The 14,030-nt window shown below is 63.1% G+C and carries 11 protein-coding genes and 1 pseudogene; 5 read left to right on the top strand and 7 right to left on the bottom strand.

Annotated elements, in window-relative coordinates; genetic code table 11:
- Positions 1 to 2: 2 nt before the first annotated feature.
- Positions 3 to 965, bottom strand: coding sequence for an MBL fold metallo-hydrolase (locus tag IVB26_RS17860; protein WP_247972846.1), 963 nt, complete (start codon positions 963 to 965; stop codon positions 3 to 5).
- A gap of 115 nt (positions 966 to 1,080) precedes the next feature.
- Here IVB26_RS17860 and IVB26_RS43540 point away from each other — a divergent pair.
- Positions 1,081 to 1,218, top strand: a pseudogene (locus tag IVB26_RS43540) (helix-turn-helix domain-containing protein); the annotation flags it as partial.
- Between the two features lie 150 nt (positions 1,219 to 1,368).
- On the top strand, positions 1,369 to 2,028 hold the full coding sequence (locus tag IVB26_RS17855; protein WP_247972845.1) for a LysR family transcriptional regulator: 660 nt from the start codon (positions 1,369 to 1,371) through the stop codon (positions 2,026 to 2,028).
- Positions 2,029 to 2,090: 62 nt separating this feature from the next.
- Here the strand turns inward: IVB26_RS17855 and IVB26_RS17850 are convergent, their stop codons facing one another.
- The gene (locus IVB26_RS17850; RefSeq protein ID WP_247972844.1) at positions 2,091 to 2,693 is read right to left on the bottom strand and encodes a TetR/AcrR family transcriptional regulator; all 603 of its coding nucleotides are present in this window, start codon (positions 2,691 to 2,693) and stop codon (positions 2,091 to 2,093) included.
- Positions 2,694 to 2,891: 198 nt separating this feature from the next.
- Here IVB26_RS17850 and IVB26_RS17845 point away from each other — a divergent pair, with 198 nt between their 5' ends.
- A complete protein-coding gene (locus tag IVB26_RS17845) occupies positions 2,892 to 4,136 on the top strand; it encodes an efflux RND transporter periplasmic adaptor subunit (RefSeq protein ID WP_247972843.1) in 1,245 nt (414 codons plus the stop codon).
- 161 nt (positions 4,137 to 4,297) lie between these two features.
- Positions 4,298 to 7,486: an efflux RND transporter permease subunit gene (locus IVB26_RS17840; RefSeq protein ID WP_247972842.1), complete on the top strand. Its 3,189-nt coding sequence runs from the start codon at positions 4,298 to 4,300 to the stop codon at positions 7,484 to 7,486.
- 262 nt (positions 7,487 to 7,748) lie between these two features.
- Here IVB26_RS17840 and IVB26_RS17835 read toward each other — a convergent pair whose 3' ends face one another.
- The 5 genes from IVB26_RS17835 to IVB26_RS17815 all read right to left on the bottom strand — a co-directional run bounded on the left by IVB26_RS17835 (position 7,749) and on the right by IVB26_RS17815 (position 12,150).
- Positions 7,749 to 8,246, bottom strand: coding sequence for a hypothetical protein (locus IVB26_RS17835; RefSeq protein ID WP_247972841.1), 498 nt, complete (start codon positions 8,244 to 8,246; stop codon positions 7,749 to 7,751).
- Positions 8,247 to 8,675: 429 nt separating this feature from the next.
- Positions 8,676 to 9,098, bottom strand: coding sequence for a hypothetical protein (locus IVB26_RS17830; RefSeq protein ID WP_247972840.1), 423 nt, complete (start codon positions 9,096 to 9,098; stop codon positions 8,676 to 8,678).
- A gap of 12 nt (positions 9,099 to 9,110) precedes the next feature.
- Complete coding sequence (locus tag IVB26_RS17825; protein WP_247312841.1) at positions 9,111 to 9,332, bottom strand: hypothetical protein; 222 nt, start codon at positions 9,330 to 9,332, stop codon at positions 9,111 to 9,113.
- 110 nt (positions 9,333 to 9,442) lie between these two features.
- Positions 9,443 to 10,261, bottom strand: coding sequence for a lytic murein transglycosylase (locus IVB26_RS17820; RefSeq protein ID WP_247972839.1), 819 nt, complete (start codon positions 10,259 to 10,261; stop codon positions 9,443 to 9,445).
- Between the two features lie 35 nt (positions 10,262 to 10,296).
- Positions 10,297 to 12,150, bottom strand: a complete 1,854-nt coding sequence (locus IVB26_RS17815; RefSeq protein WP_247972838.1) for a flavin-containing monooxygenase — start codon at positions 12,148 to 12,150, stop codon at positions 10,297 to 10,299.
- 174 nt (positions 12,151 to 12,324) lie between these two features.
- Here IVB26_RS17815 and IVB26_RS17810 point away from each other — a divergent pair, with 174 nt between their 5' ends.
- Entirely contained in the window at positions 12,325 to 13,950 is a 1,626-nt protein-coding gene (locus tag IVB26_RS17810) for a long-chain fatty acid--CoA ligase (protein WP_247972837.1), read from the top strand.
- The last annotated feature ends 80 nt before the right edge of the window (positions 13,951 to 14,030 follow it).

Genomic DNA, 14,030 nt, shown 5'->3' with positions numbered 1-14,030 from the left:
GGCTAAGGCTGATGACCGAGCCTCACGATCATCTTCGGGTGACGTTCACTCAAGGCTTTCAGCTGGAGCAAACTTTTTCGTTCGCTGTCCCGTTCGAACGTGAAACTTCCGGGCTCAACGCCATGCTCCCAGCCCCAGCACGTGTGGCAAGCGTCGCCCGTAAAAAGAACCGGCCCCGCCGGTGTGCGGGCCAGATAGGAGACATGACCCGCAGTATGCCCCGGGGTCAGAATCGCAAACAACGAACTGTCGCCGAAGACATCAATCACGCCTTCCAATTTCCCGCCCGGGTCCTTCGTGAACTGAAACTCCTGAATTGCCGGCCTGCCATCAAAGAAACGATTCACCATTCCCTGAACGACAACGTTCTCGAACTTCTCCTCCCCAGCCTCGCCGGGACCCGTGTAAAACGGAACGTCTTTTGGAACGTCAGGCATTCCGGAGATATGATCGAAATGGAGATGGGTTATGAATACGCCTTTGAGCGGAACGCCTTGCGATATGATGGCCGACAAGGCGTCTTCTTTGACCTGAAGCTTGTCCATCTTCGCAAAATTTCTCAGCACCCATGGCACACCGACGCTCTCGGGATGCTCGGCAAACTGCTTTGAAACACCCGTATCGATCATGAAAAAGCCCTCTGTGGGGTGCCGCACGAGATGCGTATAGATCTGGATAGGCTCCTCGTGATCCACGAGCGCCGCCTGAACGGCTTTCGGATCTTTCAGATTGATCAGTCCCGATAGATCGGCTTTCCAGTCGGAGCTCGCAACCGTTCTGACCGCGATCGGTCCCGGCTCATCGATCAAGGCTTCCATGGCCGACGAACTGATCGGCTTGCCAAGGTTGGCTATCACAGTTTGATGGGTTGTCTGCGACCAGCCGGAAAAGCTGATGAAAGCAGCACCAGAGAGCGCAATGATGATGAATCCAGCAACAGCAAGGGATCGTGATCGACGGAGCATGATGATCGGTTTTCCTCATTTCTGATCCCGCTTTTGCCCTGGACGGAGAGAATGGCAATCGTCTAAATTCCTATGCCGCCATACATATATGGATGGCATCGGACGATGCTGAGGAGTGAACGTGGACCTCCAATGGGATGATCTCCGGATCTTTCTCGCCGTTGCGGATGCCGGCAGCCTGAGCGGCGCCGCGCGACGCCTCAAGGTGAGCCAGCCCACTTTGAGCCGGAGGATTGCGGAGATGGAGTACGAGCTGGGCGAGCCGCTCTTCGTCCGCAAGAACCAGGGCATCTCCCTGACCAAGACCGGAAGAAGACTGCTTCCCGCCGCTCAAGGCATGGCGCAATGGGCGACGGAAGCCAATCGCTCGCTCGACGCGAAGAACTCGCCCGTGAGCGGCCGCGTGCGCATCACCGCGGCACCATCGTTTGCCTTTGATTTCTTGGCCCCGATCTCGGAGAAGCTCCGGACAAAGCATCCGCAGATCACCCTCGAGGTTTTGGCCAGCATGGAACGCTTGAATCTCTCGCGCGGCGAGGCGGACATCGCGCTCAGGCGATATCCGTCCGATGATTCCGATCTGATCGCAGTCGATGAAGTTGTCGTTCCGATCGGGGTCTACGCGAGCCGGGACTACGCTCGCAGGCTGCCCGCAAGGTACGATTTCCGAGACCTCGACTGGATCGCGTGGGCGGGTGAGCGCGAGATGCTGAGCCCGAATCCGGAGCTCGCGGCCAGGATCCCCGACTTTCGTCCCGCTTTCACATCTGACGACTACAGTGTCCAGGTCGCGGCCTGCCAAGCCGGTGTCGGCGCGATGATCCTTCTGAAGACAGCCCATCGGCTCAAGCGACCGGGCGAGCTCGTGGAGCTCAAGCTCGAACTTCCAACTTCGCTCCGCGCCGAACTCACGATCATCTGCCACAAGCGTATGGCGGATCTCCCGAAGGTCAGGATCGTCCTAGACCTGCTCAGGCAAGAGTTTGCCGAACTGAGGAAGAACAAGGTCACGAAAAATTCTCGAACCGAGTCCACCGCAATCCCAAAGCAGGCAAGGAATTAAGAGAAAGGCTGGCCCAAACGCGCCGCCTGCCGCCACTATCCGTGTCGAGACTTTACTGTGACCTATCCGTTGCCCGACTGCGCCTCGACCGCCTGCACCGCTACGCTCGCCACTTGCCGTAGCGCTTCGCGATCCGCGCCGGATGACGCCATGACCCCCATGCCGACAGACACGGCCAAGACATAACGTGCGAGCGCGGCGGGATCGGAGTTCGGCTTCAGATCGCCTTCGGCTTTGGCGCGGATGAAGCGGTCGCGGAGTTGATCTTCGTTCTCCGCGCGACGAGCGGCGAGCTCGAACGGGACGTTCTCGGAGCCGGTGCCACAGGCGATGCCGCCCTGCACGAGCAGGCAACCGGGCGGATTGGCGGGATCGGTCTGCTTGTCGGCGATGCCCATCAGCATCCGCTCGGCGACGTCGCGGGCGGTCGGTGCGGCGACCACCTCGTCCATCCAGACACCGCGCAGCTTGCTGTAGCGGTCGAGCGCCGCTTTGAGCAGGCCTTCCTTGTTGCCGAAACAGGCATAGAGGCTCGGGGGATTGATGCCCATGGCCTCGGTCAGCTGCGCGATGGTGGCGCCCTCATAGCCATGGCGCCAAAACACTTCCATCGCCTGGTCCAACGCCATTTCGGCGTCGAATTCGCGGGGGCGTCCCATGCCCATGTGCCTGTCTCCTCGGGATCGGCGGTCCGTATCAGCTAACGCCGGATCCTATCTATTTGTTCTAGCTTTCTTTTTCTTGTGTCTTCCCATTGTCGCGGTATCGGCGTACAATTTTCTTAGTGAATGATACATAAGTATCTTGCACTGCGAGATCCAGCTCCACATCTGTAGTGAACACTACATATCTGGAGCGCGCAAATGCACCCCACTCAAAATACCTCCCATGCCGGCCGCCTTCGCCGCCTCCTCAGCGGCGTCGCCATCGTTGGCGTCCTTGCCGTGGCCGGTACGGTCGCGGCCAGCCACTATTTTCGGCCGGCCCAGGCAACCGCAACAGCCGCCGCGGCTGAACAGGCGGTGCCCGTCACTGTCGCCATGATCGAGCCGCGGCAAACCGCTCTGTGGGACGACTTCTCCGGCCGATTGGAGGCCATCAACCGCGTCGAGCTCCGCCCACGCGTCGCCGGCGCAATCCTTGCGACCAAGTTCACTGAAGGCGCGCTGGTGAGGGCCGGCGACGTCCTGTTCAAGATCGACCCGGCGCCTTACGCCGCAGAGGTCGACAAGGCCAACGCCCAGCTCGAGGCGGCGAAGGCGCGCGTGGTGTTCACCACCAGCGAGGTCGAACGCGGCGCGCAGCTTGTCGGCAACGCCGTCGTGACACGCCGCGATTTCGATCAGCGCGAGAACGCCAACCGCGAAGCGATCGCCAACGTGAAGGCGGCCGAGGCGACGCTCCAGACTGCAAAGCTCAACCTCGACTACACCGAGGTGCGCGCGCCCGTGGACGGCCGCGTCGGCAAGATCGAGGTCACCGTCGGCAATCTCGTCGCTGCCGGCACCGCCTCCCCGGTGTTGACCTCGCTGGTCTCGGTCAATCCGATCTATGCCTCGTTCGATGCGGATGAGGAGATCGTGCTGCGTGCGCTGAACTCGATTGCGGACGCCACAGGCCAGCGCGGCAAGCTCGACCAGATTCCGGTGGAGATGACGACCTCCGGCGGTCTCTCGGCGAAAGGCCATATCCAGCTCATCGACAACCAGGTCAACGGCCAGAGCGGCACGATCCGCGTCCGCGCGGTCTTCCAGAACGAGGACGGGCGTCTCATCCCCGGCCAGTTCGCCCGCGTGCGTATGGGTCAGCCGAAGCAGCAGACGCTGGTGATGATCGACGAGCGCGCGATCGGCACCGACCAGGACAAGAAGTTCGTGATGGCGGTCGGCGACGACAGCCGGGCGGTCTACCGGCCGGTCACGCTCGGCGGCGCCGTGGACGGGTTGCGCATCGTGACGGACGGCCTGAAGTCAGGCGACCGCATCGTCGTCAACGGCCTGCAGCGTGTGCGTCCGGGCGCCCTGCTCAAGACCGAGGTCGCCGCAATGGGTGCGCGTGGGCAGCAAGCGGCTTCCAACCACAGCAACCAGGACGTGGTGCAACGCTAAGACCCATCGTCATTCCGGGGCTCGCACAGCGAGAACCCGGAATCTCGAGATTAAGATGCTCCGACCACATCACCTCTGGATTCCGGGTTCGCGCTTCGCGCGCCCCGGAATGACGGCGGAGCTGTGTGGCGACGAGCAAGATACTGCGCAGGGGCAAAGCCATGAATCTCTCAAAGTTCTTCATTGATCGTCCGATTTTTGCAGGCGTTCTCTCGGTCCTGATCTTCCTCGCCGGCCTGATCTCGCTGTTCGCGATGCCGATCTCGGAATATCCCGATGTGGTGCCGCCGTCCGTCGTGGTCCGCGCCACCTATCCCGGCGCCAATCCCAAGGTGATCGCGGAGACGGTGGCAACGCCGATCGAAGAGCAGATCAACGGCGTCGAGAACATGCTCTACATGTCGAGCCAGGCGACCACTGACGGCGCGATGACGCTGACGGTGACGTTCCGGCTCGGCACCGATCCCGACAAGGCCACGCAGCTGGTGCAGAACCGCGTGCAGCAGGCCGAGCCGCGCCTGCCCGCTGTGGTGCGCCAGCTCGGCATCATCACCAAGAAGTCGTCGCCCGATCTCACCATGGTCGTTCACCTGCTGTCGCCGAACGGCCGCTACGACATGACGTATTTGCGCAACTACGCCGTGCTCAACGTCAAGGATCGCCTGGCGCGGATCGACGGCGTCGGCGACGTGCAGCTCTATGGCGCTGGCGACTATTCCATGCGGGTCTGGGTCGATCCGCAGAAGGCCGCCGAACATGGACTGACCGCGAGTGACATCGTGCGGGCGATCCAGGCGCAGAACGTCGAGGCCGCCGCCGGCGTGGTCGGTTCCTCCCCGAACGTTGCGGGCATTGATCTCCAGCTCTCCGTCAACGCCGAAGGCCGGCTTGCGAACGAGGAGCAGTTCGGCGACATCGTGGTCAAGACCGGTGCACGCGGCGAAGTCGTGCGCTTGCGCGACGTCGCGCGCATCGAGCTTGGCGCCTCCGAATACGGCCTGCGCTCGCTCCTCGACAACAAGCAGGCGGTGGCGATCCCGATCTTCCAGGCGCCCGGCTCCAACGCGCTGCAGATCTCCGACAATGTCCGGGCCACCATGGCGGAGATCAAGAAGAACATGCCCGAGGGCGTGTCCTACCAAATCGTCTACGATCCCACCCAGTTCGTGCGCTCCTCGATCGAGGCGGTGATCCACACGCTGCTCGAGGCGATCGCGCTGGTGGTGCTGGTCGTGATCCTGTTCCTGCAGACCTGGCGCGCCTCGATCATCCCGCTGCTGGCCGTGCCGGTGTCGATCGTCGGCACGTTTGCCGTGATGCACGTGTTCGGCTTCTCCATCAATGCGCTGAGCCTGTTCGGCCTCGTGCTCGCGATCGGCATCGTCGTCGACGACGCCATCGTCGTGGTCGAGAACGTGGAGCGCAACATCGGGGCCGGGCTGTCGCCGCGTGATGCCACTTATCAGGCGATGCGCGAGGTCTCGGGGCCGATCATCGCGATCGCCATGGTGCTGATCGCGGTGTTCGTGCCGCTCGCCTTCATCTCCGGCCTCACCGGGCAGTTCTACAAGCAGTTTGCGCTGACGATCGCGATCTCGACCGTGATCTCGGCCGTCAACTCGCTGACGCTGTCGCCGGCGCTGTCGGCGCTGCTACTTAGGGGACACAACGAGCCGAAGGACAGGCTGACGCTCATCATGGAAAAGAGCCTTGGCTGGTTCTTCCGCGGCTTCAACAAGGCTTTTACGCGCTCCTCGGAAAATTACGGCGGCAGCGTCACCAGGGTAATCTCCGGCAAGGCCGCGGTGATGGGCCTCTACGCGGTGCTGGTCGGCCTCACCGCCCTCCTGTTCCAGCAGGTACCGAGCGGCTTCGTGCCGGGCCAGGACAAGCAATATCTGGTTGGCTTTGCCCGCCTGCCCGACGGTGCCACGCTCGACCGTAGCGAAGAGGTGATCCGCAAGATGAGCGACATCGCGCTGACCCAGCCCGGCGTCGAGAGCTCGGTCGCCTTCCCCGGCCTGTCGATCTCCGGCTTCACCAACTCCTCCAATGCCGGCATCGTGTTCTCGACATTGAAACCGTTCGACGAGCGCAAGGATGCGGCCCTGAGCGGGAATGCAATCGCGGCTGATCTGAACAAGAAATATGCCGGCATCCAGGAAGCCTTCATCGCCATGTTCCCACCGCCGCCGGTCAACGGCCTCGGCACCATCGGCGGCTTCAAGCTGCAGATCGAGGACCGCGCGGGTCTCGGCTATGAGGCGCTGAACGAGGCGACCAAGGCGTTCATGGCGGCGATGCAGAAGGCGCCGGAGATCGCCGGCGTGTTCTCGAGCTTCCAGGTCAACGTACCGCAGCTGTTCGCCGACATCGATCGCACCAAGGCGCTGCAGTTGGGGGTGCCCGTGCCGGAAGTGTTCAACACGCTGCAGATTTATCTCGGGTCCTACTACGTCAACGACTTCAACAAGTTTGGCCGCACCTATTCCGTCCGCGTCCAGGCTGACGCACCGTTCCGCGCCCGTGCCGACGACATCAGGCAGTTGAAGGTGCGCTCGTCCTCCGGCGACATGGTGCCGTTGTCGGCGCTGCTCACAATCCGCCAGAGCGCGGGGCCGGAGCGCGCGATCCGCTACAATGGGTTCCTGTCGTCCGACATCAACGCGGCAGCGGCACCTGGCTTTTCATCGGGCCAGGCGCAGGAGGCGGCGACGCGGATTGCGGCGGAGGTGCTTCCGCCCGGCTTTGCCTTCGAATGGACCGACCTGACCTATCAGGAGTTCATCGCCGGCAATTCCGGCCTCTGGGTGTTCCCGCTGGCGATCCTGCTGGTGTTCCTGGTGCTGGCCGCGCTCTATGAGAGCCTGACACTGCCGCTCTCGATCATCATGATCGTGCCGATGGGCCTGCTCGCTGCGATGTTCGGCGTCTGGATCTCGAAGGGAGACAACAACGTCTTCACCCAGATCGGGCTTATCGTGCTCGTGGGACTTTCGGCCAAGAACGCGATCCTGATCGTCGAATTCGCGCGCGAGCTCGAATTCGCAGGACGCACGCCGATCCGGGCCGCGATCGAAGCGAGCCGCTTGAGGCTGCGCCCGATCCTGATGACGTCGATGGCGTTCATCATGGGCGTGCTGCCGCTGGTGCTCTCGACTGGCGCGGGCTCGGAGATGCGGCGCGCCATGGGCGTTGCCGTGTTCTCCGGCATGATCGGCGTCACCGTGTTCGGCCTGTTCCTGACGCCGGTGTTCTATGTGCTGCTGCGGACCGTCACCGGCATGAAGCCGCTGACGCATCACGGCAGCGACACCAGCGCGGCGCCGGTCCAGAGCGCGAGCCATTAAAGCGGAATAGCTTTAAGTCGATCGATCGGCCGCGGGCTCGTTCCGACCTCTCCCGCTCGCGGGAGAGGTCGGCGCGAAGCGCCGGGTGAGGGTTCTTTCCTCTGGGGGAGTGTCCCCACGCGGAGACAGCCCTCTCCCCCCCACCCTCTCCCGCAAGCGGGAGAGGGAGCGCACGTGCGTTGTAGCAACCAAACTTGATCGCACCACGCACTAGCCCGCTCATTGCCGTCGCCCTGTCGGCTTCAAAGCCGGCATCGGCAATCTATTTCCGGTTCTCCTCGCAGAACTTCAACGCCGCCAGCGCTTCGCCGGCACGCGGCATCTGCATCTCGATACTGTCGTCGTCATCGTCCTCGAAATCGAGTGTGAGGCGTTTGGCCTTCGACAGGCGATCCATCATCGACTGGTCGTACTCGAAGATGCCGCGCACGGTAGTCTTGTCCATGACCTCCCACTTTGCCTTCTTCATGATGTCCGCATCGTCAGTACCGACATCGGCCCGAAGGATCTCGCCGACCTTCTCCCATTCCCAGCCATCGTAGATCATCACGATCACGATCGCCTTCTCGGAATAGGTGATCACGATGACGTAGTCGCGGTTCTCGTCATCCTTGTCCTTGTAGCCGCGGCTCGCATTGCAGTGCGTATCCTGCGTACGCTTCTCGATAGTCCAGTCGCCGACCTTGGATTGTTGCGCAAGCGCCGGCCCGGCGCCTAAGGCGCCCGCGGCGAGCAAAACGGCAAGAAGGGATCGTTTCATGTCAGCCTCCAGCGGTTCCCCGGGCTGAGATGACCACCTCTACGGGAGACCCGCAAGGGCCGGCGCCGGCTGCAAGAGAGTGCAAAGTCCTGTCCCGCGGCGGCATTTGGCGGGCTCCGCAGCGCACAAACCCGCCCCGGGGTTCCCCCGCGAAACCGCATTCCCGATGCGACGAAACACGCCTGAAACAGATCGCCGGTTAAGTGGTTGTCAAAATAAATACAGGGACGGCCACCATGCAGTTCTTACTCGACCTGATCTACGAATATTCCTGCTGCCAAAACCTCGTTGCCCAGCCAGCGTGGGAGGACGAGCAATGATCGAGCTGATCTCCGCCCTGCTCGCCCTTTGCAGCGTCGGCGTCTTCGCGGCGCATGCGTTGGACGCCTACCGCACGACGCACTCTTGACCGCTCCGCAATTTCCGGCGCTAGAACGGCCGCCGGTAAAAATGCTCCGAATGCGTGGCCGGCGGAAACCGGTTGGCGAGCGCCAGCGCGCCCCTTTCGTCGGTCTCGAGGGCGATCTTTTGCGCCAGCATTACGTCGCCCGGCACCAGGAAGCCTGACGGGACGAAGCACCATCCCATCGTCGCCCGGCCTTCACCATCGATTTCGTGGACGTTGGCGGCGGTGCCGTAGTGAATGCGATAAGTCTTGCCCGTGCCGCCGCCGACGACGTCGAAATACCGGTGCTCCTCGAATTGCGCGCGTTGTGCGGGCGAGAGCCATTCGAAGAGCAGCCGGCGGCCGCGCGCATCCGGCGTGTTCTCGCCGAAGAACCGCCGATAGAGTTCGCGCAGCGCATGCAGGCGCGCACGCGCCGGGGCGCGGAGCCAAACTGCCGCAATCATGAGCAGCTCAGATCAACCGCCGACCAGGCGGGGATAGAACAGTGTTTCCTGCGCGGTCGGATCGAACGATCGGATACGGGTCACCTCGCCCGGCCCGGTTCGCAGCGCGGCGGTGAAGCCGGCGCCGGTCAGCTCCCGAAAGCGCCGTTCGGCTCGCGCCAGCGCTTCGGCATTGCCAGGATCAAACTCGTGGCGCGTATCGCCCGTCTGATCCAAAACGATTTGGGTTGCCATCGTGAGTCTCCTCATGCCTAGCCCCGAACCTCATCAAAGCAAACGTCGTGCCGTCAGTTCCAGATGGCAACAACTTTCTCATGCCGGCGCATCACGCCTTGCTGAACGATTTAACGCGAGGCCGCGGTCCCTCCGCCTTCGTCGATCTGCCGGCCCATCAATGCGATGGCCTTCTGATAGACGCCGGCGGCATTCCAGGCCTCGATCGCGGCGAAATTCGGCTCGCCCGGCTGGTACCCGGCTCCCGCGCGCCAGCCATGAGCCCTCAGGAAATTCGCCGTCGAGTTCAGTGCATTGGCCGCAACTTCGAGATTACCGGTGCCATAGGCCAGGATGTTCTTGGGCATGAACTGGGTCTGGCCGACCTCGCCGTGCATGGAGCCGCGGGTCGCGCCCGACAGCGTGCCGCGGTCGATCAGCTTCAGGGCGGCGTAGAGCTGGTCGGTGAAGAATTCGGGGCGGCGGCAGTCATAGGCAAGGGTTGCGATCGACGACAACATGTTCTGGTTGCCACGCTGGCTGCCGAAACCGGTCTCCATGCCCCAGATCGCGATCAGGGGTCCGGGCGGGACGCCATAACGCTGCTGGATGGAAGCGAACAAGGCAGCCTGCGACTGCTTGAGCTGCCGCCCCTTGGCGACGATGGTGGTGGCGCCGCGCTTGGCGAGGAACTGGTCGAGCGTCAGCTGGAAGCTGCGCTGGCCGCGGTCGGCCGCGATGGTAGCGCTGGCGTAGTTGGTCTGCATCAGCGCCGCGAGCGCAGTCTGGCCGACGCCCTTGCCTTGCGCCTCGGCACTGAACTCCCGCTTCCAGGTCTCGAACCCCGCCGGCGAGCTGCCGCATTGCGCAGCCTCGGCGGTGGGCGCAAGGCAACCGAACAGCGCCATCGCGCCAACAATAGCTCCCGCAGCGGCCCTGCCCCTGATCATACCTGTCTCCCGTCCTGTACCGATCGGCGCCAATCCTACCCGGGCGAACGCGCCGACTCCATGGCCTGATCATAGGACAATTCGAGGCCTTCCAGATTGCCTTCCTTCCGCCATTTGTCGAGCAGCCGCAGGAATGCCACCGGCCCGCGCCAATATTGGCTGTTTCTTGCCGCGATCGGATCGAACACGCCTTCGTTGTTGTAGTAGCCAGGCGTGCATTCGGCCAGATAGGTCTGGCGGCCGAGCGCTGCCCTGACGACCTCGTCCACCCAGGCATTCTCGCCCACGAGCGTCGGCTCGAGCGTCCGCGCTTTGCGCTTGCGCGCTTCAGTGAGCACGTAGGCGATGTGCTGCGATTGCTCGTCGATGATGTGCGGGAAATTGGCGCTCTGGCCCGCCTGCACCGTGACGATCAGAAAGCAGTTCGGGAAGCCGCGGCTGTAGAAGCCATGCATCGTCTTGACGCCATCCTGCCAGCGCTCGGACAGGCTGACGCCGCCACGGCCATAGACCTCGAAGCCCATGCGGCGGGCATAATCGGTGCCGACCTCGAAACCGCTGGCGTAGATCAGGCAGTCGAGCTCGTAGGCCTTGCCGCCAGCCACGACGGCATTCTCGGTGATGCAATCGACCCCCCGCCCCATAGTGTCGACGAGATGCACGTTGGGACGATTGAAGGTGTCGAGATATTCGTCGTGAAAGCAGGGCCGCTTGCAGAACGCCTTGTACCAGGGCTTGAGCGCTTCCGCGGTCGCCTCGTCCTTGACGACCGCATCGACGCGGGCGCGGATCTCCTCCATCTTGCGGTAGTCGGCCTGCTCGATGACCTTCAGCGCCTCCTCCATCGAGGTCACCGGTTGCGGCTGACGACGCGGCGCCAGCAGGATCTCGCCGAGCAGGCCGGTCCAGCCGTCCTCCACCAGGTCCCGTTCGAACGGCTCGCCTGATATCACCGAGGTGAAATTGTCCATGCGCTGGCGCTGCCAGCCGGGCGCAAGGCTCTGCGCCCAGCCCTGATCGGTCGGCCGGTCGTCGCGCACGCCGATCGCCGACGGCGTCCGCTGGAAGACATAGAGCTCCTTCGCCGAACGGCCGAGATGCGGCACGCATTGCACGGCGGTGGCGCCGGTGCCGATGATGCCGACGCGCTTGTCGGCAAGGCCGGCCAAATCACCATCCGCGTTGCCGCCGGTATAGCTGTAATCCCAACGGCTGGTATGAAAGCTGTGGCCCTTGAAGGTCTCGATGCCGGGTATGCCCGGCAGCTTCGGCCGGCTGAGCGGACCTCCAGCGAGAATGACGAAGCGTGCACGGATGCGATCGCCGCGATCGGTCTCGACCAGCCAACGCGCCGCCTGCTCCTGCCACACCATCCGCGAGATGACGGTCTGAAACAGTGCGCGCTCGTAGAGACCGAAATGACGGCCGATGCGGCGGGAGTGCTCGTAGATCTCCGGTGCCCGGGCGTATTTGCGCACCGGCATGTAGCCGGTCTCTTCCAGCAGCGGCAGGTAGATGTAGCTCTCGGTATCGCAGGCAGCGCCAGGATAACGATTCCAGTACCAGGTGCCGCCGAAGTCGGCAGCCTTTTCCACGATGCGGAAATCATCGACGCCGGCCTCGCGCAAGCGCGCGCCACAGAGAAGACCGCCGAAGCCGCCGCCGACGACCAGCACTTCAGTCTCTTCACTGATGGGTGCGCGCGCAAATCCGGGATCGGCCCAGGGGTCGTCGAGGTAGTGGCCGAAATCACCGGCTACCTCGACATACTGAGCCTTGCCTTCGGCCCGCAAACGGCGGTCGCGCTCGTCGCGATAGCGCGCGCGCAGAGCCGCAATATCGACCGTAGGTTCGCCGGCTGCACCGGTCTTGTGTCTTTCCGCTGACATGCAATTCCTCCACGGAGAGCGCTGCTTCGCCGGCAGCTCGGATCAGTTAGCCCCGAAAAAGCGACGCATGCAATCGCGTCCCATCTTTTTGCGTGAACGCCACGCGACGTTCCGCTAACCTCAAGCGCAAATCACAAGCGTACGCCACGCAACGACGTGGCTCAGGAGGAGACCATGCAGGGATTGATGATGGACATGCCGCTTCTGATCAGCGGTTTGATCCAATTTGCCGCGGACTATCACGGCGAAGCCGAGATCGTCGCGCGCGAGATCGAGGGCGACATTCATCGCTACACCTACGCGGACGCTCATCCGCGCATCAAGCGCATGGCGCTGGCGTTGAAGCGGCTCGGCATGAATCCCGGCGATCGCGTCGGCACGCTGGCCTGGAATACCCATCGTCATTTCGAGATGTTCTACGCCGCGCCGGGCATGGGCTATGTGCTGCACACCGTGAACCCGCGGCTGTTTCCCGAACAGCTGGTCTACATCATCAATCACGCCGAAGACCGCCTGCTGTTCATCGACCGCGCCACGCTGCCGCTCGTCGAGGCGATCGCGCCGCAGCTGAGGACGATCGAGGCTTACGTCGTGATGTCATCGCGCGAGCGCATGCCCGAGACCAAGCTTGCCAACGTGCATTGCTACGAAGAGCTTCTGGACAGGGAGGACGACGCCGGCTTCACTTGGCCGGAGTTCGACGAAAAGTCCGCCTCCACGATCTGCTACACCTCGGGGACCACGGGCAACCCCAAGGGCGTGATCTATTCGCACCGCGCCGCGATCCTGCAGACCATGACCTGCTGCAATTTCGACTTCCTGCCGGGACATGTCGAAGGCGTGCGCGAAGTGATGATGCCGATGGCGCCTCTCTTCCACGGCAATGGCTGGAACATGCCATTCACCGCGCCCTATACCGGCTCGAAGCTGGTGCTGCCCGGCCGCAACTACGAACCCGACAAGCTCTATGAACTGCTCGAAGGAGAGAAGGTGACGCTATCGGCGGGTGTGCCGAGCTTCTGGCTGATCCTGCTTGACTGGCTGGGCCGCACCGGCAGCAAGTTCTCGACGTTGCGCGCAACATTGTCGTCAGGCTCGGCGCCGCCGCGCGCGATGATCGAGAAGCTGAAGCGCGACTATGACATCGACTATATCCAGGCCTGGGGCATGACCGAGGCCCTGGGCTGCTCGATGCCGGGCTTGCGGCCGGGCTCGGAGCATCTCGGCGACAAGGAGAAGTTCGACCGGCGCCAGGTCTCGGGCCGCGCCTGTTTCGGCACGGCCTTGCGCATCGTCGACGATGCCGGCGTTGAGCTGCCGCGCGACGGCAACACCGTCGGTCATCTGCGCGCCCGCGGGCCGTGGGTTGCGTCGGGCTACATGAAGCTCGACGAAGGCCTCGACCGCGACGGCTGGCTGATCACCGGCGATATGGCCGTGATCGATCCTCAAGGCCATGTCACGCTGACCGACCGCTCCAAGGACGTCATCAAGTCCGGCGGCGAATGGATCTCCTCGATTCAACTCGAGGACGTTGCCTTGTCCCATCCCGATGTGCTGCAGGCCGCCGTGGTCGCGATCAACCATGAGAAATGGCAGGAGCGCCCCCTGCTCCTCGTCGTCCGCAAAAAGGGCGCGACGGTCGACGGCAAGACCCTGCTCGACCACATGCGCCCGAAGATCGCGAGCTGGTGGATGCCGGACGCCGTCGAATTCCTCGACGAATTTCCGATGACGGGGACCGGCAAGGTGCTGAAGTCGGCCCTGCGCGAGAAATTCAGGGAGTACCGCGTCGCGTGAAGCTCGGCGATCGCGCACGGGCCTGTCCGTGCGCGATCGTCTTCATCTTTTGGTAGATTTGGAGGCGATATAGCGAAATG

The organism is Bradyrhizobium sp. 195 (genome assembly GCF_023101665.1).
Taxonomy (GTDB): domain Bacteria; phylum Pseudomonadota; class Alphaproteobacteria; order Rhizobiales; family Xanthobacteraceae; genus Bradyrhizobium.
Note: the sequence above shows the minus strand (reverse complement) of the source record. Positions and strands in the feature narration are given on the sequence as shown.

Excerpts from the sequence above, each read along its gene's own strand:
- IVB26_RS17860 (WP_247972846.1), bottom strand. The coding sequence starts at position 965 with ATGCTCCGTCGATCACGATCCCTTGCTGTTGCTGGATTCATCATCATT.
- IVB26_RS17850 (WP_247972844.1), bottom strand. The coding sequence starts at position 2,693 with ATGGGCATGGGACGCCCCCGCGAATTCGACGCCGAAATGGCGTTGGAC.
- IVB26_RS17845 (WP_247972843.1), top strand. The coding sequence starts at position 2,892 with ATGCACCCCACTCAAAATACCTCCCATGCCGGCCGCCTTCGCCGCCTC.
- IVB26_RS17840 (WP_247972842.1), top strand. The coding sequence starts at position 4,298 with ATGAATCTCTCAAAGTTCTTCATTGATCGTCCGATTTTTGCAGGCGTT.
- IVB26_RS17835 (WP_247972841.1), bottom strand. The coding sequence starts at position 8,246 with ATGAAACGATCCCTTCTTGCCGTTTTGCTCGCCGCGGGCGCCTTAGGC.
- IVB26_RS17830 (WP_247972840.1), bottom strand. The coding sequence starts at position 9,098 with ATGATTGCGGCAGTTTGGCTCCGCGCCCCGGCGCGTGCGCGCCTGCAT.
- IVB26_RS17825 (WP_247312841.1), bottom strand. The coding sequence starts at position 9,332 with ATGGCAACCCAAATCGTTTTGGATCAGACGGGCGATACGCGCCACGAG.
- IVB26_RS17820 (WP_247972839.1), bottom strand. The coding sequence starts at position 10,261 with ATGATCAGGGGCAGGGCCGCTGCGGGAGCTATTGTTGGCGCGATGGCG.
- IVB26_RS17815 (WP_247972838.1), bottom strand. The coding sequence starts at position 12,150 with ATGTCAGCGGAAAGACACAAGACCGGTGCAGCCGGCGAACCTACGGTC.
- IVB26_RS17810 (WP_247972837.1), top strand. The coding sequence starts at position 12,325 with ATGCAGGGATTGATGATGGACATGCCGCTTCTGATCAGCGGTTTGATC.